The sequence below is a fragment of the Actinoplanes sp. M2I2 genome (assembly GCF_023544445.1).
Lineage (GTDB): Bacteria > Actinomycetota > Actinomycetes > Mycobacteriales > Micromonosporaceae > Actinoplanes.
Window position 1 is genome coordinate 37,150 of sequence record NZ_JALPVJ010000024.1, and the last position, 24,109, is coordinate 61,258.

At 69.4% G+C, this 24,109-nt stretch carries 28 protein-coding genes; 8 read left to right on the forward strand and 20 right to left on the reverse strand.

Going from position 1 to position 24,109, the window contains the following annotated elements:
• Positions 1-67: 67 nt before the first annotated feature.
• A complete protein-coding gene (locus HJC40_RS36415; RefSeq protein ID WP_284044239.1) occupies positions 68-1,615 on the reverse strand; it encodes a long-chain fatty acid--CoA ligase in 1,548 nt (515 codons plus the stop codon).
• Between the two features lie 90 nt (positions 1,616-1,705).
• The gene (locus tag HJC40_RS36420; protein ID WP_250008032.1) at positions 1,706-2,380 is read right to left on the reverse strand and encodes a hypothetical protein; all 675 of its coding nucleotides are present in this window, start codon (positions 2,378-2,380) and stop codon (positions 1,706-1,708) included.
• Between the two features lie 84 nt (positions 2,381-2,464).
• Between HJC40_RS36420 and HJC40_RS36425 the strand changes: the two genes are divergently transcribed.
• Positions 2,465-3,946 carry a polysaccharide biosynthesis protein gene (locus HJC40_RS36425; RefSeq protein WP_250008033.1) on the forward strand — a complete coding sequence of 494 codons (1,482 nt, stop codon included), beginning with the start codon at positions 2,465-2,467 and terminating at the stop codon, positions 3,944-3,946.
• Positions 3,947-3,949: 3 nt separating this feature from the next.
• Here HJC40_RS36425 and HJC40_RS36430 read toward each other — a convergent pair whose 3' ends face one another.
• The 8 genes from HJC40_RS36430 to HJC40_RS36465 form a co-directional block, all read right to left on the reverse strand.
• Positions 3,950-4,795, reverse strand: a complete 846-nt coding sequence (locus HJC40_RS36430; RefSeq protein WP_250008035.1) for a DUF1028 domain-containing protein — start codon at positions 4,793-4,795, stop codon at positions 3,950-3,952.
• A 20-nt stretch (positions 4,796-4,815) separates the two neighbouring features.
• Positions 4,816-5,454, reverse strand: a complete 639-nt coding sequence (locus HJC40_RS36435) for a dihydrofolate reductase family protein (protein ID WP_250008036.1) — start codon at positions 5,452-5,454, stop codon at positions 4,816-4,818.
• Entirely contained in the window at positions 5,451-5,942 is a 492-nt protein-coding gene (locus HJC40_RS36440; RefSeq protein ID WP_250008037.1) for an SRPBCC domain-containing protein, read from the reverse strand. The genes HJC40_RS36435 and HJC40_RS36440 overlap by 4 nt, the downstream gene beginning before the upstream one ends.
• On the reverse strand, positions 5,939-6,262 hold the full coding sequence (locus HJC40_RS36445) for a helix-turn-helix domain-containing protein (protein WP_250008038.1): 324 nt from the start codon (positions 6,260-6,262) through the stop codon (positions 5,939-5,941). Before HJC40_RS36445 ends, HJC40_RS36440 begins: the two co-directional genes overlap by 4 nt.
• Positions 6,263-6,284: 22 nt before the next feature.
• The gene (locus HJC40_RS36450) at positions 6,285-6,788 is read right to left on the reverse strand and encodes a pyridoxamine 5'-phosphate oxidase family protein (protein ID WP_250008039.1); all 504 of its coding nucleotides are present in this window, start codon (positions 6,786-6,788) and stop codon (positions 6,285-6,287) included.
• Between the two features lie 58 nt (positions 6,789-6,846).
• Positions 6,847-7,182 carry a hypothetical protein gene (locus HJC40_RS36455; protein ID WP_250008040.1) on the reverse strand — a complete coding sequence of 112 codons (336 nt, stop codon included), beginning with the start codon at positions 7,180-7,182 and terminating at the stop codon, positions 6,847-6,849.
• Positions 7,183-7,484: 302 nt separating this feature from the next.
• Positions 7,485-8,096, reverse strand: coding sequence for a YdeI family protein (locus tag HJC40_RS36460; protein ID WP_250008042.1), 612 nt, complete (start codon positions 8,094-8,096; stop codon positions 7,485-7,487).
• A gap of 58 nt (positions 8,097-8,154) precedes the next feature.
• Positions 8,155-8,457: a helix-turn-helix domain-containing protein gene (locus tag HJC40_RS36465; protein WP_250008043.1), complete on the reverse strand. Its 303-nt coding sequence runs from the start codon at positions 8,455-8,457 to the stop codon at positions 8,155-8,157.
• Positions 8,458-8,611: 154 nt separating this feature from the next.
• On the opposite strand from HJC40_RS36465, the gene HJC40_RS36470 reads away from it, so the two are divergent.
• Positions 8,612-9,481 carry an NAD(P)-dependent oxidoreductase gene (locus HJC40_RS36470; protein WP_250008044.1) on the forward strand — a complete coding sequence of 290 codons (870 nt, stop codon included), beginning with the start codon at positions 8,612-8,614 and terminating at the stop codon, positions 9,479-9,481.
• Between the two features lie 85 nt (positions 9,482-9,566).
• On the opposite strand, the gene HJC40_RS36475 is transcribed toward HJC40_RS36470, so the two are convergent.
• A complete protein-coding gene (locus HJC40_RS36475; RefSeq protein WP_250008045.1) occupies positions 9,567-11,111 on the reverse strand; it encodes a hypothetical protein in 1,545 nt (514 codons plus the stop codon).
• Between the two features lie 154 nt (positions 11,112-11,265).
• Entirely contained in the window at positions 11,266-11,511 is a 246-nt protein-coding gene (locus HJC40_RS36480; RefSeq protein WP_250008046.1) for a hypothetical protein, read from the reverse strand.
• A 213-nt stretch (positions 11,512-11,724) separates the two neighbouring features.
• On the opposite strand from HJC40_RS36480, the gene HJC40_RS36485 reads away from it, so the two are divergent.
• Genes HJC40_RS36485 through HJC40_RS36495 form a run of 3 tightly spaced genes read left to right on the forward strand, consistent with a single transcriptional unit; the run spans position 11,725 to position 12,766 of the window.
• Complete coding sequence (locus HJC40_RS36485) at positions 11,725-12,156, forward strand: hypothetical protein (protein ID WP_250008047.1); 432 nt, start codon at positions 11,725-11,727, stop codon at positions 12,154-12,156.
• Positions 12,147-12,380, forward strand: a complete 234-nt coding sequence (locus HJC40_RS36490; protein ID WP_250008049.1) for a hypothetical protein — start codon at positions 12,147-12,149, stop codon at positions 12,378-12,380. Before HJC40_RS36485 ends, HJC40_RS36490 begins: the two co-directional genes overlap by 10 nt.
• The gene (locus HJC40_RS36495) at positions 12,380-12,766 is read left to right on the forward strand and encodes a CPCC family cysteine-rich protein (RefSeq protein ID WP_250008050.1); all 387 of its coding nucleotides are present in this window, start codon (positions 12,380-12,382) and stop codon (positions 12,764-12,766) included. The genes HJC40_RS36490 and HJC40_RS36495 overlap by 1 nt, the downstream gene beginning before the upstream one ends.
• Here HJC40_RS36495 and HJC40_RS36500 read toward each other — a convergent pair.
• A complete protein-coding gene (locus HJC40_RS36500; protein ID WP_250008051.1) occupies positions 12,763-13,182 on the reverse strand; it encodes a universal stress protein in 420 nt (139 codons plus the stop codon). The genes HJC40_RS36495 and HJC40_RS36500 overlap by 4 nt on opposite strands.
• 80 nt (positions 13,183-13,262) lie before the next feature.
• On the opposite strand from HJC40_RS36500, the gene HJC40_RS36505 reads away from it, so the two are divergent.
• A complete protein-coding gene (locus HJC40_RS36505; RefSeq protein WP_250008052.1) occupies positions 13,263-14,657 on the forward strand; it encodes an APC family permease in 1,395 nt (464 codons plus the stop codon).
• 11 nt (positions 14,658-14,668) lie between these two features.
• On the opposite strand, the gene HJC40_RS36510 is transcribed toward HJC40_RS36505, so the two are convergent.
• Positions 14,669-15,052 (reverse strand): ester cyclase, encoded by a 384-nt coding sequence (locus HJC40_RS36510; protein WP_250008053.1) that lies wholly within the window; start codon positions 15,050-15,052, stop codon positions 14,669-14,671.
• A gap of 62 nt (positions 15,053-15,114) precedes the next feature.
• Here HJC40_RS36510 and HJC40_RS36515 point away from each other — a divergent pair, with 62 nt between their 5' ends.
• Positions 15,115-15,942: an SAM-dependent methyltransferase gene (locus HJC40_RS36515; RefSeq protein ID WP_250008055.1), complete on the forward strand. Its 828-nt coding sequence runs from the start codon at positions 15,115-15,117 to the stop codon at positions 15,940-15,942.
• 281 nt (positions 15,943-16,223) lie between these two features.
• Here HJC40_RS36515 and HJC40_RS36520 read toward each other — a convergent pair whose 3' ends face one another.
• Positions 16,224-17,084, reverse strand: coding sequence for an NmrA family NAD(P)-binding protein (locus HJC40_RS36520; protein ID WP_250008056.1), 861 nt, complete (start codon positions 17,082-17,084; stop codon positions 16,224-16,226).
• Positions 17,085-17,502: 418 nt separating this feature from the next.
• On the opposite strand from HJC40_RS36520, the gene HJC40_RS36525 reads away from it, so the two are divergent.
• Positions 17,503-17,913: an SgcJ/EcaC family oxidoreductase gene (locus HJC40_RS36525; RefSeq protein ID WP_250008057.1), complete on the forward strand. Its 411-nt coding sequence runs from the start codon at positions 17,503-17,505 to the stop codon at positions 17,911-17,913.
• A gap of 96 nt (positions 17,914-18,009) precedes the next feature.
• Here HJC40_RS36525 and HJC40_RS36530 read toward each other — a convergent pair whose 3' ends face one another.
• The 5 genes from HJC40_RS36530 to HJC40_RS36550 form a co-directional block, all read right to left on the reverse strand.
• Positions 18,010-18,408: a VOC family protein gene (locus HJC40_RS36530; protein WP_250008058.1), complete on the reverse strand. Its 399-nt coding sequence runs from the start codon at positions 18,406-18,408 to the stop codon at positions 18,010-18,012.
• Positions 18,409-18,528: 120 nt separating this feature from the next.
• On the reverse strand, positions 18,529-19,443 hold the full coding sequence (locus HJC40_RS36535) for a carbohydrate ABC transporter permease (protein WP_250008059.1): 915 nt from the start codon (positions 19,441-19,443) through the stop codon (positions 18,529-18,531).
• Complete coding sequence (locus tag HJC40_RS36540) at positions 19,440-20,423, reverse strand: carbohydrate ABC transporter permease (protein ID WP_374273580.1); 984 nt, start codon at positions 20,421-20,423, stop codon at positions 19,440-19,442. Before HJC40_RS36540 ends, HJC40_RS36535 begins: the two co-directional genes overlap by 4 nt.
• Positions 20,424-20,513: 90 nt before the next feature.
• A complete protein-coding gene (locus HJC40_RS36545) occupies positions 20,514-21,881 on the reverse strand; it encodes an ABC transporter substrate-binding protein (protein ID WP_250008060.1) in 1,368 nt (455 codons plus the stop codon).
• A gap of 326 nt (positions 21,882-22,207) precedes the next feature.
• Entirely contained in the window at positions 22,208-23,572 is a 1,365-nt protein-coding gene (locus HJC40_RS36550) for a UDP-glucose/GDP-mannose dehydrogenase family protein (protein ID WP_250008061.1), read from the reverse strand.
• Between the last annotated feature and the right edge of the window lie 537 nt (positions 23,573-24,109).

A 24,109-nucleotide genomic window follows, 5' to 3' on the forward strand; every position in this document is an offset into this window, starting at 1 on the left:
CCTTCACTGTGCGCCATCGGCGCAAGCGCCCGGCGGCGGGGCCGCCGGGCGCCTCGGGGCCGACGGATCAGCTCAGCTCACGCTTGAGCAGCTTGCCGGTGGCGGTCATCGGCAGCGACTCGACGATGCTGACCACGCGCGGGTACTTGTAGGCGGCCATCTGCTCCTTGCCCCACTCGACCAGCGCCTCCTCGGTCACGCTCGCGCCCGGCTTGAGGATCACGAACGCCTTGATCTCCTCGCCGTGACTCGGGTGCGGCACGCCGATCACCGCGGCCAGCGAGACCGCCTCGTGGGTCAGCAGGACCTCTTCGATCTCGCGCGGGTAGACGTTGAAGCCACCGCGGATGATCATGTCTTTGGCCCGGTCGACGATGTAGTAGTAGCCGTCCTTGTCGCGCCGGCCCAGATCGCCGCTGCGGAACCAGCCGTCCCGCATGACCTCGGCGGTCGCCTCGGGCCGGTTGTAGTAGCCCCGCATGATGTTGTGCCCGCGGATGGCGATCTCGCCGATCTCGTCGGCGCTCTCGACCGTGTTCCACTCCGGGTCGATGAGCTTCACCTCGACACCCCAGATGGGTACGCCGATCGAGCCCGGCCGCGGGTCGGCGCCCGGCTTGCTGAAGGTGGCCACCGGCGAGGTCTCCGACAACCCGTACCCCTCGAGGATGGTGACCCCGAAGCGCTCCTTGACCTCTTTGATGATCTCGACGGGAAGACTGGAACCGCCGGCCACGGCGACCCGCATGGTGCGGGCGATGCGCTCGACGTCGACGCCCTCGGTGAGCGCGTTGAGCAGCCCCCAGTACATCGTCGGGACGCCCGCGAAGAAGGTGACGTCCTCGCTCTCGAGCAGCTTGACCGCGGCGGCCGCGTCGAAACGGGGGAGCAGCACCAGCGTCGCGCCGGTGGCGAAGCCCGCGTTCATGTTCACCGTCGAGCCGAACGAGTGGAACAGCGGCAGCACGACCAGGTGGGTGTCGGTGCCCGGGGCGCTGCCGAACAGCCGGTTGCAGGTGAGCGCGTTGAGCAGCAGGTTGGAGTGCGACAGCTCCGCGCCCTTGGCCTGGCCGGTCGTGCCGCTGGTGTAGAGGATGACCGCCGGGTCGGTCTCGGGCAGCAGCGCCGCCTCGAAGACCGGCGATTTCCCGGCCAGGCCGGAGCCCAGCGTCTCGGCCCCCTCGATCGGCGACGGCGCGGCCGGGTCGGCGGTGATCAGGAAGAACGTCTCGCACTCGCCGACCTGGTTGAAGCCGTCGAAGCCCTCGGCGCCCATCGGCAGCTCCGGGGTGCCCTGGAAGCACAGGTAGGCCTTGGCCTGCGAATCCCGCAGGTGGTAGGCGATCTCGCGGCCCTTGAGCAGCACGTTGAGCGGCACGACGACCGCGCCCGCCTTGAGGATGCCGTAGTAGGCGATCGGGAAGAACGGCAGGTTGGGGCAGGAGAGCGCGACCTTGTCGCCGGGCTCGATGCCCCGCTCGACCAGGAGGTTGGCCACCTGGTTGGCGGCCGCGTCGACCTGGGCGTAGGTCAGCCGCCGGTCGCCCAGGACGACCGCCGTGCGATCCGGGAAGGTGCGGGCGCTGTCCTCGAGCAGAATCGAGAGGTTGAGCATGCGGTCGGTCCCCTTCACGGTGCTGATGTGACTGCGGTCTCATCCCACCATTACTCGGTTACCTGAGAAACCCTCCGTTTCGGTGTTGTTTCAGCGCCTGATCAGAAGCTGCCACGGTGAGCGGCGCAGCCCCCGGGGCAGCCAGGGCGCGTGCCGCCGGCTCGGCTCGGCCTCGCCCAGCCGGGCCCGGAGCCGCTCGGGCACCCACGGCCCGCCGGCGTAGAATTCGGTCCTGGTCTTGCGCGCGTAGGCCGGCCCGAACCAGCACCACGCCGGGGGCTCCGGCGGCAGCCCCAGCCAGTCGCCGAGCGGGGCCAGGTAGGGCTCCTCGGGCCGTTCGGCCGGGCCCCACAACGTCTTGCGGTCGAGCGTCATCCCGCCGCCCACCGACGCCGACACGTAGAAGGTGTCGGCACCGGTCACCGCCAGCGCGAACCGGCGTACCCGCTCGTCACCGGGGTCGAGCTCGGCCTGCATCGAGTGCGCCATGACCGGTCCGAGCCGCGCGCCGGCGCCGGCGTCGAACGAGGCGTGATAGACCGGCGCCGTCCCGGTCAGGAACAACAACGGATCGGCCCGTGCCCAGGCCGCCTGGACCTCGGCCCGGCCACCCCGGCCCCGCAGCGGCTCGTAGTCGCCGAACCGCACCGGCACCGCCTCGGGCAGATGCTCCTGGGCCGCGTCGAACCAGCGCCCGACGATGTCCGGCGCCCCGCGCCGCTCGTACCACCGCACCACGAGTACGTCGACCTTGCGCTCCGCCACGGGCGAAGCCTACGAGGCGATCGCTTGACCATCCCGCTCCCTCGGCATCATCGGCAGGGCACAATTACCCCCAAAGGGGGTGCGATGGTGCGTGGATCGAGGGACACCCGGAGCGAAAGCCTGCTGTACGCGCTGACCGTGCGGTACGAACGGTGGCGGCGTGAGCACGCCGGGCCGCCCGCGCGGCGCGAGCCACGGACACGGGCCGTCCTGTTCGGGGCGGGCAGTGCGGCGCGCACGCTGCTGCACAGCATGATCTTCGACCCGCGCAGCCGTTTCGAGCCGGTCGGCGTGCTCGACGACGACCCGGCCAAGCAGGGGGAGCGGCTGGCCGGCATCGCCGTCGTGGGCACCCGCGCCGCGCTCGCCAGTGCCGTCGGGCGGACCCGCGCCACCGCCGTCATCTTCACGATCGGCAACGCCGAGGGGTCGCTGGTCCGCGAGATCCGGGCGCTCGCCCGGGCCGCCGGCGCGCGGTTCCTCGTGGTGCCCGAGGCCAGCGAGCTGCTCGACCACCAGCTCGGCGCCCAGGACATCCGGGACGTGCGGATCACCGACCTGGTCGGGCGGCATCGGCTGGAGACCGACGCCGAGGGCATCACGGCCGCCCTGCGCGGCAAGCGGGTGCTGGTGACCGGCGCGGGCGGGGAGATCGGCTCGGAGCTGTGCCGGCAGATCCACCGGTTCGAGCCGGCCGAGCTGATCATGCTCGACCACGACGAGGCCGCGCTGCAGGCGGTGCAGCTCAGCGTGGACCCGCGGGCCGAGCTGCACGACCCGTCCGTCGTGCTCGCGGACGTGCGCGACGGCGAGCGGGTGCGCGAGATCTTCCGTACCCGGGAACCGGAAGTCGTCTTCCACGCGGCCGCCCTGCACCATCAGCCGCTGCTGGAACGCCACCCGGGCGAAGCCGTCAAGACCAACGTCCTCGGCACCCTCACGCTGCTGGAGGCGGCCGGTGAGGTCGAGCGGTTCGTCACCGTCTCCACCGCCAAGGCCGCCGACCCGGTCAGCGTTCTCGGCTACACCAAGCGGATCACCGAACGGCTCACCGCGGACTTCGACCGGCAGCGGCCGGGCGTCTTCGTCAGCGTCCGCTTCGGCAACGTGCTGGGCGCCCGCGGCTCGGTGCTCACCACGTTCGCCGCGCAGATCGCCGACGGCGGCCCCATCACCGTCACCCATCCCGAGGTCACGCGCTATCTCATGACCACGCAGGAGGCGGTCAAGCTGGTCATCCAGGCCGCCGTGGTCGGCCACGGCGGGGAGGCGCTGGTGCTGCAGCTGGGCGAGCCGGTGCGGATCGCCGACGTCGCCCGGGACATGGCCGAGCTGGCCGGGGAGCCGGTCGACATCGTCCACACCGGGCTGCGGCCGGGGGAGAAGCTCGGCGAGACCCTGTTCGGCCCCGGCGAGCCCGACCACCGCCCGCACCACCCGCTGATCGCGCACGTCCCGGTGCCGCCGCTCGACCCTTCCCTCGTACGCGGGCCGGCCGCACTACCGGACGCGGCGGCTCTGGCCGAACTGTGTGCCACGCCGTCCCTGGAGAGCCGGGCCGCCTGACCCTCACGCGTGTTCCGGGCCGCCCGACCTCAGCTGCTCGAGCACCAGGGGATCGATCCTGCCCGCCACGATGCGCATCTCGAGGTTCTCGATGCCGGCCCACGACGCCAGCGACTCGTCGAGGTCGGGACCGGTGTGGCCGGCCCGGGCCAGCCGCTCGGCGACCTCGTCGGCCAGCGCGCCGGTCAGCGGCAGCAGCGTCGCGGGATCGGGGAACTCGAAGTACAGGTCGTGCATCCCGAGCAGCCGGCCCAGCTCGGACACGGGGTCGGCGTGGTCGTCGACGCGCAGGTCGGCCCACACGTCGCTGGTGCCGCCGTAGCCCCGGCCCCGGGACACGACCAGCAGCGCCGCGCTCTGCCGGCCGCGCCGGTCGCCGCCCGCCCGGTCGCCCGCGCGCAGGGCGTCGAGCAACCGCCGGGGCAGCGGCCGGCCGGTGTCCCCGCCCAGCCAGGCCGCCTCCATGTCGGCCACGACCGCCTCGCCGGCCAGCATGTTGCCCTGGATCGCGTACCCGTCGCCGGCCACGCCGCCGGCCCAGTCGTGGCACTTCTCGCCGGTGAAGGTCGCCCCGGCGCCCTCGGGGCCGACCACGCCGACCTGGCGGTGCTCGATCGGGCCGTCGTCCCCGGCGATCAGCGCCTTCACCGTCTCGGTCGCGGCCACGCCGGTGCCCAGCAGCGCGAGCGCCTGCGGGCGGTAGGCCAGGTTCGCGTACGACTGGGTGGCGACCGCGCCGACGTCGGTCAGAGCGGCCGGCACGGCCGCGCCGACTCCCAGGAACTTGCTGGCCACGGCCACTCCGAGGGCCTGCCCGTCGGCGGACCGGGCCACGATCGAAAACGTCATGCCGCGACTGTAACGCCGCCTCAGCCGGAGCTGACCGTCGCCGGTTCCCCGTCGGCGAACGACCCGGTGGCCACCTCGCCGGCCGGCTCGTAGGTCGCCGTCAGGACCCCCTTGCCGGTGACCCGGCTGCTCACCAGGCGCAGCGCGCCGGCGGCCGAGCCGTCGGCGAACAACCGCTTGCCGGCGCCCAGCACGATCGGGGCGACGACCAGCCGGAACCGGTCGACCAGCCCGGCGCCCCACAGCGTCCGGACGAGGTCACCGCTGCCGTGCACCTGCAGCTCGGGACCGTCCTGCTGTTTGAGCTCGGTCACCGCCGCCACCACATCGCCGCGCAGCAGCACCGAATGCTGCCAGGGCAGCTCCGGGTCCGCGGCCCGCGAGGCGACGTACTTGGTCGCGTTGTTGAGCGGCTCGGCGCCCGCCTCGGCCGGCGCGGTCGGCCAATACGCGGCCAGCGTGTCGTACGTGCGGCGCCCGAGCACCAGGTCGAACGGCTTGCCCATCGTCTCGCCGAGGAAGGCGCCGAGGTCGTCGTCCCACCACGGCACCAGCCACCCGCCGTGCGCGAAGCCGCCGCTTTCGTCCTCGTCGCGGGTGCCCGGCGCCTGCATCACCCCGTCCAGGCTGATCGAGCCGACCACGACCAGCTCCCTCATGAGGGCTCCGCCAGCACGGCGTCGATCTGCCCGAGCGAGAGGCGCAGTCCCTCCTCCATGCCCATCTTCGCCATCTCGTGCAGCTGATCGAGGCTGGTGAAGCGGGAGAGCACGGTCATCCGGGTGCGGTCGCCGAGCGCTTCGAACGTGACCGTGGCATGCGTCGACTCGATCGTCGCGACCGGCTCGCCCCGCTCGTCGGCGAACCCGTCGTCGAACTCGAGCCGGTGCGGCGCGTCGACCACGGTGAACGCGAACCAGCCGTGCGCCTCGGTGCCGTCCGGGCCGGTCATGTGGTACGCGGAGCGACCGCCCACCCGGAAGTCGTGCCCGTCGAACGTGGCCGGCCAGGTCGGCGGGCCCCACCAGCGCTCGAGCCGGCGCGGGTCCTCCCACACCAGCCACACCCGGCTGGGTGGCGCGTCGAACTCGGCGACCAGCGTGAAGGTCAGCGCCTCCTCGTCACGGCGTACGTCCAGCACAGTCATGTCTCTCCCCTCAGAACGTCCTCGATGCCGCGAACCCGGTGGCGCCAGATCTCCTCCAGCCCGGCGAGCAGCCCGGCGGCCCGGCGCAGCGCGTCGACCTCGCCGTGCACGACCTGCTCCCGGCCGCGGCGTTGTTTGGTGACCAGCCCGGCGTGCTCCAGCACGGCCACGTGCTTCTGCACCGCGGCGAAGCTCATCGGATAGAGCCGGGCCAGCGCCGACACGGACTGGCCGTCGTGGATCACCCGGGCCAGGATGTCGCGCCGGGTGCCGTCGGCCAGCGCCTGGAACACGCGGTCGGCGCCGTCACCTACAACCATGTGGTTGTACGTTACTCGCCGATCAGGAGAAAAGGAAGCGGGTCTGCGAGAAAGGGTCGCCCTTGCCGAAAGCCAGGATCTTGGCCGGGGAGACCGCGAAGACCAGGGCCTGATGCTCGCCGTCCGGCGCGAAGACCCCGTCGCGGACCGCGAAGTCCCAGTCCAGACGGTCCTTCCAGAGCGCGGCCAGCTCGGTCAGGCGCCGCTCGTCGCTCACCCGGACCGCGGCCCCCTCGACCACCACGTCCAGGCCCGCCCGTTGCTCGGGAGTGCCGGTCGCGAGCACCACGTGCGGGTTGCGCTCGAGGTTCCGGCCCTTCTGCTCGCCGGCGCCGGTGCAGAAGTGCAGCGCGTCGAACGCCCAGACGGCGGGCAGCGGCGTCACGTGCGGCCGGCCGTCGCCGCGTACCGTCGACAGCCAGAAGATCTCGGCCCGGGTCAGGATGCCGTCCACTTCGGACCAGGGCCGGGCCGTGGCTGCGGGGTCGCTGAATCGCTGGTCGAGTTCGCCTACGGGATCGCTCATCTCCCGCATGGTAATGGCGGGAGGGGCCGCTTTTCGCCCTTCCGCCGGGCGTGGCGGCTCAGTAGCGGTAGTGCTTGGCCGCGGCCGGCTGGGCCGTCGGCGGCGTCTCGGCCGACCACCGGTTGCGGGCCGCGTTCCCGGTCGAGCGCGCGCCCGAGCGGCGGCGCGACGACGGCTTGGGCGCGATCTCCACGCCCGGCTGCGGCTCCATCTGCTCGACCGACGACACCACGACGACGGAAGCCTTGCCCTCGTGGAGCATGCGCATCGCGGCGTCCCAGTCGCCCGGGATCAGACCGACCACGTTGTAGCGGCGGGCGGAGCAGTAGTCGAGGCAACGGGCAGCGCTCGCGCTGTAGTTCTCCGGTCGCACGTAAATGACTGCGTCAAGCACCGGGTCGGTCCCTTCGTACGCCTCTGATGGTTCTCGATGTCCGGGCGAGATCTACCTAAACGCGCCCGTCACCTTCTGCATATCCGCTGTTATGGATAAGTGACCGGACTGATCCACCCGCATCGACCGCGATCGGTCTCTTCGCCCCAGCCGTCCGGCCAATTTCGCGATTTGGTGTTGATTTCAACTATCGCTGCGTGAAGACTGCACCACCCGGTCGATGGATGCCGCGCACCTGACGGGAAGCCGACACCGGCCATTGCGGACACTCGATGGCCCGGCGGCCGACGTGGACGACCCGGTCACGACTCCGGCGGGTCCGCCGGCCGGGCTCGCTGCGGGTGGATCGTCTCGTGCCGGGCCAGCATCGCCACGTACTCGGTGATCTTGCGGGTGCGCGTCTCGGCCCGCTTGACCGCGTTGACCCGGGTGATGATGGAGAAGCGGTTGGTCTTGGTGAGCACGTCGAACATCGCCTGCGCGGCCGGGTCGGCGGCGATCGCGTCTCGCAGGTCGGCGGGCACCTCGGCTTCCGAGGGCGGCGCATAGGCGGCCGCCCACCGTCCGTCGGCCTTCGCGGCGTCGACCGCGGCGTGGCCGGCGGGCAGGATCAGGCCGGCCGCCTCCAGCCGGGCCACGTTGGCGACGTTGCGCCGGGACCAGACGCTGCGAGGCCGCCGGGGGGTGAGCCGCACCCACGAACTCTCCTCGTCCCGTTTACGGCCCTGCCCGTCGATCCAGCCGAAGCACAGCGCCTCGTCGACCGCGTGCTGCCAGGTCAGCGTGGTGACGGAGCCGCCCTTGCGGGTCAGGGCGAGCCAGACTCCCGGAGAGGTGGTGTGGTTGTCCGTCAGCCACGCGCGCAGCGCCGGGCCGTCAGCCACGATCAACTCGTCCAGTTCTGTTCCGGCCACCACCGCAGGCTAACGGGTCGGCGCACCGCGAATCGCCCACCGGCGGCCTCCGCCATCGTCAGGGGGTGACCTTCGCGGCGCCTGTCCGGCGGATGCGCTCGGTGCCCCAGAGGCCCAGCGACGCCAGCGAGGCATTGAGCGAGGTGCCGTCGTCGGTGAGGGAGTACTCCACTCTGGGCGGTACTTCCGGGTACACCTCGCGACGCACCAGGCCGTCCTCCTCCAGTTCGCGCACATGCTGGGTCAGCATTTTCTCACTGACGCCGGGCAGCCCGCGCCGCAGTTCCGCGAATCGGCGGACGCCGTGGTGGTGCAGTTCCCAGAGGATCAGGACCTTCCATTTTCCGGAAATGACGTCCATGGCCGCGTCGATGCCGCAGAAATAGGGCCCGTTCCGCGTTCCCCGCACCATTTCATCCCCCGATTCTCGTCGCCTGATACTTACCGAAAAGTGAGTACCCCACAAAATAGTGTGTACTGGCGGACCGGGCCAGCCGGCCCTGAGGATCGGTCACATGACGACCGAAGCATCCCCCGTCACCGTCCTCGGGCTCGGCGCGATGGGCACCGCCCTCACCGCCGCGCTGATCAGGGGCGGCTTGCGAACCACTGTGTGGAACCGTTCACCCGGCCCGGCCGAGGATCTCGCCGCACGGGGGGCCGTCGCAGCCGGCTCCCTCGTCGAGGCGGTCCGGAGCAGCCCCGTCATCGTTGTCTGCCTCCTGGACCACCGATCGGTTCATGAGGTGCTGGATCCGCTCGCTGCTGAACTGGACGGCCGCGCGCTGGTCAATCTGACGACCACCTCGCCGGCGGAAGCCCGGGAACTCGCCGCCTGGTCCGCCGCGCTCGGGGCCGAATACCTGGATGGTGGAATCCTGGCGGTTCCGTCCATGATCGGAGAGGCCGGCGCGTCCATTCTTTACAGCGGATCCGGTGCTGTTTTCGAGAGGTGCCGCCCGCTGTCCGACAAATGGGCGGAGAGCACTTATCTCGGCCCCGATCCCGGAATGGCCGCACTGTACGACCTGGCTCTGCTGGCCGGGATGTACGTCATGTTCGCCGGATTCCTGCACGGCGCGGCCATGGTGGCGCCGGCCGGGGTGACCGCCGGTGAGTTCGCCGCCCGGGCCACACCCTGGCTGGCCGCGATGACCACCGGCCTGCCGGAGTTCGCCCGCGTCGTCGACGGCGGCGACTACGCGGTGGCCGGGCAGCAGAGCCTCCTCTTCTCCGACCTGGGGACGATCGTGGCCGCCAGCGCCGATCAGGGCATCAGCACCGAGGTGATCGACATGGTGCAGACCCTGATCCGGCGCCAGGTCGACGCCGGCCACGGCGCCGAGGGCTTCGCCCGCATCATCGAGAGCATCAAGGCCGGGTAGATCGCCCGACCGCCCGGTGCTCGGCATCGATCCGGCGCTGTGGGATCGCGAGCGGCCGGTCGAGCGGAGGATCTAGCCGGCGGGCCTACTTGCGTACGGCGCTGCGGCGCACGGCCACCACGACGGCCGCTCCGATGAGCAGGAGGATGATCCCGGTGCTGGTGATGGTCGCCGCGATGGTGCCGGTGATGGGCAGTCCCGGTGCCCGGCCGGTCCCGGTCACCTTGATCGGCGCCTGGTTGTTGCGCGGATCCCGATCGACGTCGACGTCCTCGCTGTACAGGAAGAAGCCCACCGCCCCCTCCTCGTCCTGCGCGGTCGGCGCGATGCGAACCGTGAATCTGAACATGAGGCGGTCCCCGGGCCGCAGCGCCGTCGGCCGCAGCGCGCAGGAGAACTCGGGGGGACCTTCGTCAGGGGCGGAGGAGGGTGGCAAGTCGTAGTCGTCGGACCGCGACGTGCAACGGTCATCGGCGGTGACCACCGACATCGGTCCGGGCAGGGAGACCCGTACGATGCCCAGGTTGTTCTGGAAGGGCGGGTAGCGCAGCGTGCCCGGCCCCTGATTGACGACTCCCACCGAGATCGTGTGCTCACCGGCTCGGCCCGGGACGGTGGCGCCGAGGGCCCGCACGTCGGTGCGCCGGCCGGAGACGGTCACCGTCGTGTACGAGCCGTTGTCGTCCTGGTCGATGTCCGCCTGGGGCACGCCGGCGGCCGACACGGCCACCTCCTCGAGCCTGAGCGCGGGCCCGGTGCCCGCTCGACCGCCGAGCAGGTCGCCGTATTCGCCCACCCAGTCCTCCCACTCGGCGGCGGTCATCCACTGCACGCTCACCGTCATCCGGCTGGCCGCCGCCGCGTCCCCGGGCACTCGCAGCGCGAAAGGCGTGGACATCCCGTACGTGGTGCCGGCGGTCAGCGTCGTGTCGAAGGCGCAGGCCACGGAGAAGCCGTACGTGCAGTTGCCGTAGTTCGTATCGGCCAGCACACCCTGGCCGGCGGTGATCACAGCCGTGAGTCCGTCGACCGCGACCGGCCCGGTGTTTCGGACCTTGGGTTGCAGCTTCACCCCGCCGCCCGGAGCCACCGTCCGCGGCTTGTCGTCGACCGCCGTCAGGTTGACGCCCTCCCCGATGCGGACGGTTGCGGTCTCGGTGGTCGCCGGCTGGTCGTCGACCTTCGTCGCGATGGACAGGGTGCCGGTGTCGCCGACCGGCGCGCTCTGCTTGGCGGTGAAGCTCAGCGAGACCGAACTGAACGTCACGAAACCGTACGCGCCGTCGCCCTCGGGGCGCTCGTAGACGCGATGCGGACCGGGTAGGACGCACCGCACGACGGGCCCGGCCGAGCAGTTGGCCTCGTCCGCGAAACCGGCGACGGCCACGTCGGCCACGGCCACCCGGGACGTGTCGATGGTGAGGGTGACCCGGTCGGCCCAGCCGTCCTCGTCGGCGAACAGCAGAGGGGACAGGCTCTCCTCGACGCTCCCGCCGACCGGCAGCGTGAGATTGCGCGGATAGACCCCGCCTTCGACGTCGGCCGGAGCCGCCTGGGCCGGAGCGGACAACAGGGTGAGCCCGACCGTGAGGAACATCGTCAGGGCAGCGAGACGGTGCAACCGGATCATGGGTCCTCAGTCGGCAGCGGGCGGGCAACGCCTGCGGTGATGCGAGACGTTCTCACTCCATGCCTACCAAAAGGGGCGAAGCCGTACCTGCTGTATGGCGTGATCGCCTGATCCGCCCGCCGGCGAACGAGGCGGTCACCCTCGGATCAAAGGGTCAGCTCTGTTCGCAGCCGATGCCGTCGTTATCCCGGTCGAGGCCGTAGACGTCCGTTCCGATCACCTGGACCGGGCCGGTGACGTAGGCCGGTCCGTTGCCGGAACCGGAGGAGCAGTCGACGTCGCGGGCGATCGGCACGCAGCCGCCGGTGTAGTTTGCATCGCAGGGGCCGGCCGCCCGCGGCTGTCCGGCCTGCGCCGCCTGGGCCCCTTGAGCCGTCAGGCAACCGAGCGCCAGCACCATCACAGCACTCATCCGATATGTCCGTTTCTTCACGCGATGAGGGTAGACAACATCCCGCGCCGAACGCCGGCAGGTGCGACTGCGACACGCGTTACTGCTTCAACCACCTCGGAGCCCAGGAGCGGATAAACGCTTCGACAGGGCGGTTTGCGTGGGCTGAGATGGGCGGGTGACGACGACCTACCGGGTGATCGACAGCGCGGCGCTCACCGGGTGAGGCGCCCACGGTTGTCCGAGGCGCCCGCAGCCGTACGGGAAGCGGTGTCGGAGATGCTCTGCGGGCCGATCCGGGCCGAGCGCCCGTCCACGGCCGGCTTCACGCCGTCGATCGCCTCGGTGGTCGCCGGCCCGCGCGGGTGGCTGTTCGTCAAGGCGGCGCCGGTCGGGGACGGGCTGGGCGAGGCGGTGGCGGCCGGAGTCGTTCTGGCCGGGGTCGTGGGTGACCTCGGTCCACGGCTGGTCGGCGCGGCCGAGACCGGCGCCTGGCGGGTGGCGGCCTACGAGGTGATCGAGGGCGAAGCGCCGCGCTGCACCACGGCGACCTGCGGCGGGACAATGTGTTGCGGCAGCCGGACGGCCGACTGTGCATCGTGGACTGGAGTCATCTGTGGACCGCGCCGGGATGGCTCGATGTCGTGCGCCTGATTCCCGACCTCGCTGCCTGTGGGCACGACCCGGAGGAGCAGTTGCGGCGCTCCGGCTGGGCCGGCGCCCCGGCCGGGCTGGTCGACGTGGCCCTGGCCGGGCTGGCCGGTCGGGCCTGGCGGGACGGTCACCGGCCCGAGCCGCCGGAGGTGCCCGGACTGCGGAGGATGCAGCGGGAGCAGGCCGGGCACCTGCTCCGCTGGCTGGAGGGCAGGATGTCGTGATGCCGAGATACCCGTGCGTGTGTTGCGGGCACCTGACGATGGACGAGCCGCCCGGCTCGTTCTTCATCTGCCCGGTCTGCTTCTGGGAGGACGACAACCTGCAACTCCGCTGGCCGGACTGGGCCGGTGGCGCCAACCGGCCCTGCCTGATCGACGCCCAGCGCTCCTACCAGCAGATCGGCGGCTGCGAGGAGCGGACCCGGCATCTCGTGCGGCCGCCCGGGGACGACGAGCCGGCCGACCCGGCCTGGCGGCCCATCGACCTCGGCCGCGACCGGTTCGAGCCGCGCGGTGTGGCGCTGGCGGCGTGGCCGGCCGACCTCACCGTCCTGTACTGGTGGCGTTACCGCGACACGGGTTTCTGGCGGCGGGCGGGCCCGAGCTAAGCGGGATGCCCGGGATGGGTGATCACCAGGACCGGTTTCGTCGACTGTTTGATCAGGTCGAGCGGCACGCTGCCCAGCAGCCGCTCGGCCACCTTGGGACGGGTGCTCGAACCCACGACGATCAGGTCGGCGTTGTGCTGCCGGGAGAACTCGAGCACGGCCGGCACCGCGCGGCCCGCGAGCACGGTCACGCTCGCCTCGACCCCCGCCTCGGCGAGCCGGCGCGCGATGGAGGCGGCCGACGCGTACGCGTTGTCGGCGAACACCTTGCGGGGCACGGCGGCCAGCCGCTCGAGCTCGACCTCGTCGGCGGCGACCACCGCGACCGAGGCGCCGGTCTGTTTGGCCAGGCTGATCACCGCGTCGGCGAGCCACGGCTGATCGGCTTCGGGCTTGGTGGCGACGACGATGCGCATCACCCGACGTTAGCGGGTGATCGCGACTCGTCGATAGCTCTGACTCGACAGATGCGGTGATCTGTACCAGTGTCGTGGTCATGGCGGACGACGCGGTAGTGAAGGAAGCACGAAGCGAACCGGAACTCAAGCGGGTCCTGGGCCCGGGCCTGCTGCTGCTCTTCGTCGTCGGTGACATCCTCGGCACGGGCGTCTACGCGCTCACCGGCCGCGTCGCGTCCGAGGTCGGCGGGGCGGTGTGGCTGCCGTTCCTGATCGCGTTCCTGGTCGCGCTGCTCACCGCGTTCAGCTACCTCGAGCTGGTCACCAAGTACCCGCGGGCGGCCGGCGCGGCGCTCTACACGCACAAGGCTTTCGGCATCCACTTCCTGACGTTCATCGTCACGTTCGCCGTGATGTGCTCCGGCCTGACCTCGGCGTCCAGCGCGTCCAAGGCGTTCGCGTCGAACTTCGACGAGGCGTTCGACCTGTCCCTGGGCGACGGCGCCGCGCTGACCGCCGTCGCGCTGGGTTTCATGCTGCTCATCGGGCTCATCAACTTCCGCGGCGTCGGCGAGAGCGTCAAGCTCAACGTGCTGCTCACCTGCGTCGAGCTGACCGGCCTGCTGATCGTCATCTGCATCGGCGCCTGGGCGATCGGCGGCGGCAACGGCGACCTGTCCCGGCTCACCGACTTCACGGCGGCCGAGGGCGAGTCCGCGTTCTTCTCGGTCACGGCGGCCACCGCGCTGGCCTTCTTCGCCATGGTCGGCTTCGAGGACTCGGTCAACATGGCCGAGGAGACCAAGGACCCGGTACGCATCTTCCCCAAGGTGATGTTGACCGGTCTCTGCATCACCGGCGTGATCTACGTGCTCGTGTCGATCTCGGCGGTGGCGCTGGTGTCCCCGGCGGAGCTCGGCGAGGGCGACGCGCCCCTGCTCAAGGTGGTCGAGGCGGGCGCGTCGGCCTTCCCCCTGTGGATCTTCGCTTTCATCACGATGTTCGCCGTCGCCAACTCCGCCCTCATCAACATGCTGATGGCCAGCCGGCTGCTCTACGGCATGGCCAACGAGCGCGTGCTCCCCAAGGTCCTGGGCAAGGTCCACCCCGGCCGCCGTACGCCGTGGGTCGGCATCGTCTTCACCACGGTCATCGCCTTCGGGCTGATCTGGTTCGCCGACCTGTCGGCGCTGGGCGGCACGACGTCGCTGCTGCTGCTGTGCGTCTTCACCGTGGTCAACATCGCCGTCCTGGTCCTGCGCCGCGACCCGGTCGAGCACAAGCACTTCAAGGCGCCGACGGTCATCCCGGTGATCGGCGCCGTGGTCTGCGCCTACCTGGCCAGCCCGCTGTCGGGCCGGGCAGCCGACGACTACCGCATCGCCGGCATCCTCCTGGTCATCGGCGTCATCCTGTGGCTGATCACGTACCTCTACAACCGCAACGTCCGCCACCGCGAGACCACCCTCGACCCGACCAACCTGCGCGACTGATCGCGGCCGTCTCAGGCGCCCAGCTGCTTCCGTACGGTGTCGCGGTCGATGAGGGACGTGACCGCCGCGATGCGGTCGTCGCGGAAGTCGTAGAAGACGTGCTCGGCGAAGCTCACGCTCCGGCCGGTCGGCTCGAGGCCCAGGAACGGTCGCCGGGGGGTGCGAGCGAACAGCAGCCGGCACGCGAGCCGGTTGCCGGCGGCGACGACGATCCGCGCGTCGTAGAACAGGTCGGGGGCGGCGTCGACGTCCGAGGCGATCGATGCCGCGTACTGGTCGCGGCTCATCGGCCGGTCGTTGTAGGTGAGCTGGTCGTGGACGAAGGACACGAGATCGTCGAGCCGGCGGTCGTTGAGAGCCCGCAGATAGTCGCGGTAGGTGTCTTCCAGGGTCATGCGGAGATCATGCCCCGGCCGCCTGGTTCCGCCGGCTTGGTCACAGCCGGTAGGGTGACCGCGTGACTGAGGCAGCGGGAAACGTCGATAGCTCCACGGTGGACACTTCGGTGCCCCACCCGGCGCGCCGGTACAACTACTGGCTGGGCGGCAAGGACAACTTCGCCGCCGACCGCGAGTCCGCGGACGCGATCGAGGCGGTCTTCCCGCACATCCGGACGGCCGCGGTGGAGAACCGCCGGTTCCTGGGCCGCGCCGTCCGCGCGCTCACCCAGGAGTACGGCATCCGCCAGTTCCTCGACGTCGGCACCGGACTGCCGACGGCCGACAACACGCACCAGGTCGCCCAGCGCATCGACCCGACGAGCCACGTGGTCTACGTGGACAACGACCCGCTCGTGCTCACCCACGCCCGGGCGCTGCTCACCAGCGACCCGCGCGGGCGCACCGCTTACATCCCGGCCGACCTGCGCGAGCCCGGCCGGATACTGACCAACCCCGATCTGGCCGCCACGCTCGACCTGGGCCGGCCCGTCGCGGTCATGCTGATCGCGGTCCTGCATTTCGTGCACGACGACGACGAGGCCAACGCGGCGATCGCCACCCTGATGGGCGCGCTGCCACCGGGCAGCTTCCTGGCCCTGACCCACGCCACGGCCGACTTCCTCCCGCCCGAGATCGCCGCCGCCCTGACCAGCGGCAAGGTGAAGGGGGCGGGCAGCTTCGAGGGCCGCTCGCGCGCGCAGATCACCCGCCTGCTCGACGACAACGGGCTCGAACTGCTCGAGCCCGGCCTGACCGTGGCCAGTGAGTGGCGTCCCGACCCGGGCGTCACCCCGCCCCCGGCCGAGCACGTCTCCGTGTACGGCGCCGTCGCCCGCAAACCCTGACCGTCCCAACCCAGCCCGGCCGGCACCGCAACCATGGCGGCGCTGCCGCAGCCCGGCGGCGGTCGTGCCGGCCCCGGCATGGTGCACCACCCGGCCATGCGGGGAATGGTTCTGGGCGCGGGTGAGGGGTTCTGGCACGGGAAGTGTGATTGATCGTTTGATGGCCCGTTACGCTGCTGTGTGACGCGACGGTCCAGCAGCTGTGGTGCCCTCTGCGCGGATCTGCCGATGAGAGCACGCCCTGTATGGGGTTGTTTCCGTGATCGTTCGTGCAACAGCCGTCACGTCGAGGGGGAAGCGAAGTCACTCGCATGGTCACTGACCCATTGCGCGTACGAGCGGGCTGGACGCCCGGTGATGTCCTGGACGTCGGTGGAAACCCGTTCGGGATCGCGGACGAGCCCCGCCCAATAGGCAAGGGCCTGCTGGGCGAAAGCCTTCCCGGCAGACTCGGCCAGCTCGGCCTCAGCCTGGTCGGGTGATTGGCGTTCTACCCGTAGAGGGCGCCCCAGCACGTCACCGATGATCCTTACTTGATCTTGCTGAGTAAGCGTCTCCGGACCCGTGGCAACGTAGGCGCGGCCGGCGCGCGCGCGATCCAGCAACGCCGGCACGGCCAGGTCGGCGACGTCGTGTTCGTGCACCAAGGACCGTGCGGCCTCGGGATAGGGCATGCGCACCACCACGCCGGAGCGGATCTGCTCAGCCCACTCCAGCGTGTTGGCCGCAAATCCTCCGCCCCGTATGAATGTCCACGTTATGGGCGCTCTCCGGAGGATCGCTTCGATTTCTTCCCAAACTCCCGGCATGGGACCGTCCTCGTCGCGTTGCAGGCGGGCCGCCGACAGATAGACGACATGAGAAACGTGGTGTGACAGCTCGGCGATCACTTGTGCTGCGCCATCGGCGGAATAGCCGGGCCAGAGCAGGAAAGCCGCATCCGCTTCGGCTGCGGCCGCCGCAATCGTGTCGGGCCTGAACATGTCACCCTGGACCAGATCCACTTCGGGCGCCAGGCCGGCTGCACGCGGCGCACGGACCAAGGCACGAACACGGACGCCGCGGTCGAGAAGACCGGCCACAACGCGACGGCCGACGCGCCCGGTAGCGCCGGTGACCAGGACGGTTGGATCTACAGACATCCGACATGAGCCTTTCCCTCGGGAGAATCCGCACATCCTGGTACCTCAACCGAAGTTCAGGTCAAGAGCCGGCTACGCGGAGCGGCCCGGACGATAGGGGCGAGACGCGTTGCGGGTGACGCGACAGCTGCCGATTGCCTGGTCTCGTGCTGGCGACCCTCGCGCGGCCCAGGCGCTGGGCCTCTTCTCCGACCCCGCACAACTCGGCCGTCCCGCACGCGGATTCGATCTGCAACTTCGGAACGAGCACCTGAACCGTCAGCGCAGCGTGTCCCGCGGCGCCTGGCCGCACACCGAACTGCCGATGAGAGTGCGTTGATGCCTCGTACTCCACCGCCGATAGCCGCCGCGACGTTCTTGACTTGAAGTGCGGTAGAGATTGCAGACTTCCAGCAGTCAGCGAAGAGAAGGGGTTCTCATGCACGTTGAGGGACACCAGGAGTTGATCGAGCTCATCAAGCAGTACGAGGCTGCCTTCAACTCGAACGACGCGTACGCGATGAACGAGCTGTTCGCCACGGATCCGGTGTTCGTCAACTTTGCGGGACACATGGTGCTGGACAAGGGTGTTCTGCTGAAAGCCCAACAGGCCGTTTTTTCCGAGGGCGGACCGCTGGCGGACATCGATGTCAGCTATACCGTGGAGAGGGTTACATATCTCGCCTCTGACATTGCCGCAGTGCACTCACGTCAGCAGTCCCAGCGTCCGGATCGCGGGGCTCACGATCGACAGAACGATCCCATGGAGGCCGTATTCCTCGTCGTGTTGCGGCGGACCGAGGCGGGGTGGCGGATCGTCCTGGGGCAGAACACTCCAGTCGCGCACTGACGAAGATCTGGATTCTCTGTCAAGCCGCCGAGCGTGCGCACAGCTGCCGATGATCGGGGTACGGCCTCCCTCGGAGGGTTCGACCGCCAAGCGCCGTCAGGCGTTGGCGTTGATCACGCAGAACAGGTTGGCGTCCGGGTCGGCCAGGACCACGAAATCGCCGCCCTCGGGATAGTTCCACTCGACTCGTGAGGCACCGAGCGCGAGCAGGCGCTCGACCTCGGCAACCTGCTCGTGCTCATCGTCAGCCCAGAGGTCGAGGTGTGTGCGGTCGGTCTCATCGAGGTGCAACCTCGGCGCGCCGGCCTCATTCGGCACAAGGAAGTCCGGGTTCGCCGCCGGCTGGTAGCCCAACGCCTGGCTCCAGAACGTCGTCGCCGAGCACGATCGCGCTCGACTGGCTATGGCCGGCCGTGCCGCCATCAGCGCCGGTGAACGCTGTTCGGCGTTGACGCGAGGCTGGCCGGGACGGCAGTCGGCCTGCGGAAAGCCCACTCGTGAGGGGCCTCGGCCACCGTCGTCGCCCGGCCTGACCGGAGCCTCAGGCGTAACGGGGAAAAAGGGTGAGGGGCCGCGCCCGGACGTGGACGCGACCCCTCGGGTGAGAGCGGGTGCTCAGCCCTTGACGCTGCCCGCCAGCAGGCCTCGGACGAAGTAACGCTGGAGCAGCAGGAACACCGTCACCGGCACGATGATCGAGACGAAGGCGCCGGCCGACAGCAGCTGCCATGCCGTGCCTCTCGTACCGCTGAGGTTGGCCAGTTGCAGCGTGATCGGCGCGACCTCGTCGCCGCCGCCGGCGAAGACCAGGGCGACCAGCAGGTCGTTCCAGACCCAGAGGAACTGGAAGATGCCGAACGCGGCCAGAGCCGGGGTGAGCAGCGGCAGCAGGACCTTGAAGAAGATCGAGACGTGGCCGGCGCCGTCGACGCGGGCGGCCTCGATCAGGCCCGAGGGAATCTCGCGCATGAAGTTGTGCAGCAGGTAGATGGCCAGGGGCAGCGCGAAGGTGGAGTGCGACAGCCACAGGGTCCAGAACGTGCCGGTCAGCTTGACGTTCACGAAGATCTCGAGCAGCGGGATCAGCGTAACCTGCAGCGGGACGATCTGCAGGGCGAAGATGACCAGGAACAGCACGTTCTTGCCGGGGAAGTTCATCCAGGCGAACGCGTACGCGGCCAGGGCGGCCAGCGACACCGGGATGAGCACCGACGGGATGCAGATGATCAGCGAGTTCACGAAGAACGAGGCGAGGTTGACGCTGCCGTCCCCGCCGAAGACGCCGCGGTAGTTCTCCAGCGTGAGTGTCGGATTGCTGAAGAACGTCCACCAGCCGGTCGTCTTGATCGCCCGCTCGGGGCGGAACGACGAGACCAGCAGGCCGAAGGTCGGCAGCGTCCACAGCACGGCCAGCACGATCGCGGCCAGCGACGCCCAGGGCGAGCTCAGGCGCTTCTTGGCGATCTTGGCCGCGGTGGGCTGGTCGGCGACGAGCGGGGGAGTGGTCGTCAGCGGAGTGGCGGCGGTCATCGTTCCTCCGATTGACGCAGCGAGCGGATGTTGTACCAGACGATGGGGATGACCAGGACGAACAGGAGCGTCGCGAGCGCGGCGCCCAGGCCCTGGTTGTCCGCGTTGAACGTCTGCCGGTAGAACTCGTTCGCGACGACGCTCGTCTCGAAGTTGCCGCCGGTCATCGTCCGCACGATGTCGAAGACCTTCAGGGTGCCGATGCCGATCGTGGTCAGCACGACCACCACGGTGGGCTGCACGCTGGGCAGCGTGATCTTGCGGAACATGCTCCACGCGTTCACGCCGTCGAGCCGGGCGGCCTCGATGATGTCGTCCGGGATGGCCTTGATCGCCGCCGACAGGATGGTCATCGCGAAGCCGGCCTGGATCCAGATCATCACGACGATGAGCAGGAACGAGTTGAGCGGCGACTCGATGAGCAGCTGCACCGGCTTGCCGCCGAGCCACACGATGACCTGGTTGATCAGGCCGATCTGCTTCACGTTGCCCTGGTCGGGGCGGTACTCGTACATGAACTTCCAGATCACGCCGGCCGCCACGAAGGAGATCGACATGGGCAGGAAGATCAGGGTCTTGGCGAAGGACTCGAACCGCGACTTGTCGACCAGGATCGCGTAGACCAGGCCGATCGCGGTGGCCACGAACGGGGTGAGCACCACCCAGAACACCGTGTTCCGCAGCACGGTGAGCTGGTCGGCGTCGGAGAAGATCGTGCCGTAGTTGTCGAATCCGATGAACGCGTCGCCCGCGGCATCGAAGAACGACTGGTAGATGGTACGGAGGCCGGGATATACGAGGCCGACCGCCAGCAGGAGCAGGACGGGCAGCAGGTACAGATAGGCGACGATCCGATCGCCCTTCTTGCCGCCGAACCGGCCGGCGATGAAGAGGATGACGCCCATGACGGCCGCGAACAGCAGCAGAGCCGAAAGCATCTGCAGGATTTTCTCGGGGGTGGTGGAGGCGGTGTTGAACACGCGACCCGGACCTCCTTTGTGCGCTGGAAAGGAGAGAGGTTCGGGGCCGGTCGGAAAGGTTTCCGACCGGCCCCGGTTGGTGCTGGGAGACTACTTGGGCCAAGCCTTTTCGATGTTGTTCAGCGTGGTCGCCGTGTCCTGACCGGTGATCCAGGCGGTCGACTGCTTCCAGAAGGCGTCCGAGCCCACGGCCGCCGGCATCTGGTCGGAGCCGTCGAAGCGGAACGTCGCCTTCGGGTCGAGCAGGATCGTGCCCGCCAGCTTGTCGATCGGGTTGGTCAGGTTGTTGGGGTCGAGACCCTTGTTGGCCGTGACCCAGCCCGACGACAGCTTCGCCTTGGTGTTGGCCCACACGTCCGAGGACAGGTAGGTCTGGAACGCCTTGACCTCGGGACGGTCGGCGAAGGCCACGACGAACTCACCGGCGCCGAGAACCGGCTTGGTGTTGGCGTCCGGGCCCGGCAGGTAGAACGCGAAGACGTCGCCGTCCTCGGCCACCTTGGTGTCCTTGTCGAAGTTGGCCGCGTAGAAGCTGGCCTGGCGGTGCAGCGAGCAGGCGCCTTCGATGATCTGCAGGCCCGCGTCCTGGAACGTGGTCGTCGCGATGCTCTTGACGTCGCCCAGGCCGCCGTTGACGTACTTGTCGTTCTTCAGGTAACCGCCGACGGCGTCCAGCGCGGCCGTCGCCTCGGGACCGTTGAACGGGATCTTGTGACCGACCCAGTCGTCGTACTTCTCCGGACCGGCGGTCCGCAGCATCATGTCTTCCATCCAGTCGGTGACCGGCCAGCCGGTCGCGTCACCACTGGCGATGCCGGCGCACCACGGCTTCTTGCCGTCGGCCACCATCTTGTCCGACAGCGCCTGGAGCTCGGCGAGCGTGGTCGGCACGGTGTAGCCGCTGTCCTTGAACTCGGACGGCGAATACCACACCAGGGACTTCACGCTGGCGCCGAGCGGGGCTCCGTAGAACTTGCCGTCGATCGTCGTGTAGCCCTTCCAGGCCTTGTCCCAGAACTTGTCGACGTTGTCCGAGACCTCCTGCGGCGCCGCGACGGCCTTGCCGGTGGTGACCAGCTGCTTCACCAGGCCGGGCTGGGGCACGATCGCGAGGTCCGGCGGGTTGCCGGCGCGGGCGCGCACGAGGATCTGCGTCTCGAAGGACTTGTCGCCCTCGTACTTGATGGTGGCGCCCGTGCAGCTCTCGAAGGGCTTGTACGAGTCGATGTGAGGCTTGTCCTCAGGCGTCACGATGCCCGTGTAGATGGTGACCGTCTTGCCCTTGATGTCACCGAACTTGGTGTATGGCGCACAGTCGATGGCGCTCGCCGACGCGTTCGTGTCGGCGGCGCTGTCGGAATCGTCGCCGCCGCAAGCCGCGAGGCCGAAGATCAGCCCCGCGCTCAGCGTACCGGCGAACGCGGCCCGAATGCGCGGGCTCGTAGGTTGACCGAACATACCGCTCCCTATGTCAAATCGCGCTTCCGACGTCCGGAGACGTCGCCGTCCGAAGCGCTACTTGGATCACAGTCAAGAGGTAACCGGCACGTTGCGCAATGATTTCCGCTTGATCGGGTCGGTAACGATACGGCGTCGCTGCTCCGTCGACCTTAACCGGTTAAGGTCGAGCTCCTGGTCAGGCGGCGAAAAGCGCCTCATCTGGACCCTAGCGTCAGACAGGCCACCCCGCCCCGGATATCGTCGAACATCCGAGGCGGGGTGGCCTGATCGGTCGATGGCGGCGTACCGCCGAGCCGAACCCTCTGAAGCCCAGCCGAGTGAAGCTAGCCGGCCATCGAGAGGTAGCGGTACCCGAGCCGCTCCATCCGGTCCTGGTCGAGCACGTTGCGGCCGTCGAGGACGATCGGCGTCCGCATGAGGCCGACGAACTTGCCCCAGTCGAGCTCGAGGTACTGCGCCCACTTGGTCACCAGCACGACGGCGTCGCAGTCGTCGAAGACCCCGTCGAGGGTGTCGCTCAGGTGCGGGGCCATTTCCGGGTATTCGCGACGGAATCGCTCACCGGCGATCGGGTCGTGCAGCTTGACCCGGGCGCCCCGGGCGATCAGCAGGCCCGCGATGTCGAGAGCCGGCGAGTCGCGCAGGTCGTCGGTGTTCGGCTTGAACGCGACCCCGAGAAGCCCGATCTTGCGGCCCTTGAGAATGCGCAATTCATTCTGCAGGCGCTCGACCGCGATTTCCCGCTGACGCTGATTCACATCGCGTGCGGCTTTCACGATCGGCATCTCGTAGTTGTATTCCGACGCGGTGGCGATCAGCGCCTTGGTGTCCTTGCCGAAGCAGGAGCCGCCCCAGCCGACCCCGGGCTCCAGGAAGCGCGATCCGATGCGCTGGTCGAGGCCGATGCCCCGGGCCACCTCGGTGATGTCGGCGCCCACCTTGCCGGCCAGCTGGCCGATCTCGTTCACATAGCTGATCTTGAGCGCCAGGAACGCGTTGGCCGCGTACTTGATCAGTTCGGCCGAGGCGAGGTCGGTCGACACCAGCGGGACGGCGGTGGTGTCGTCCGGCCGCGGCTGGAAGCTCGGCGGGGTGAAGGTCTGGTTGATCAGCGGCCGGTAGAGGTGGTTGAGCACCTCGAGGGCACGCGGGTTGTCCGAGCCGATCACGATCCGGTCGGGGAAGAGCGTGTCGTGGATCGCATTGCCCTCGCGCAGGAACTCGGGGTTCGAGGCGACCGAGAAGTCGCACTTGTCCGCGCGATCGGTGCGCTGGGCGAACGAGTCGCGCAGGATCGCGTCGACCCAGTTGCCGCTGCCGATCGGCACGGTGGACTTGTTGACCACCACAGTGAAGTCGTGGTCGAGGTTCTGCGCCACGCTCTCGGCGGCCGAGCGCAGATAGCGCAGGTCGGGGCTGCCGTCGGGCGCCGACGGGGTCTGCACCGCTACGAAGACGACGTCCGCGCCCGGCACGCCCTCGGCGTAGTTGGTGGTGAAGGTCAGGTTGGGTGCGGCTTCGGCCAGCAGCTCCTCCATGCCGGGTTCGTAGATCGGGCAGCGCCCGGCACGAAGCATGTCGACCTTTTCCTGGTCCAGGTCGACGCAGGTCACCTGGTGGCCCAGGAAGGCGAGGCTCACTCCGGTGGTCAGACCGACGTAGCCCGTGCCGACGACGCAAACCTTCATCAAACGCTCCTCCGCTGCGGCCTCCGCTGGGGGACGCGGGTCCGCTCCCGTAATCACGGCCAGATGATACACAGCGTAGAAAAACGTCGCGCAAATCCTTGACGTACCGTTATCGGTTCATTCCTTAGAGTTGCTACGACGCTTTCCGCTATTCATATCGTTCAATGCTGGCCGTCGTTCATCTATGCCCCGGACATGATCGCCGCGAGGCGGCACCGTGGCGTACCCCGGCGGGCCGGCGGTCAATCCTGTGGGGGCCGGGGCGCGCGCGACAGGGACCTGTCCAAGTTATGCGCGATTGTCAACTCCGGGTTTCCAGGGCTTGACAGACATATGTCCGGCACACGACGCTGCTGGGAGCGCTCCCATGTGGAAGCTCGTCGATGGAAGGCCCGACCGGCCCCACGGTCGGCCTGCGCGACGCCCCTGCCAGGCGCCCGGCCGCGGCGCGAGCACCACCTTCGGCTTCCCCGGCCCCAGCGGCAGGCCGGTCCCGTCCCCTCCCGGTCACCTGCGCCCCGGCGTAGCGCCTCCCCA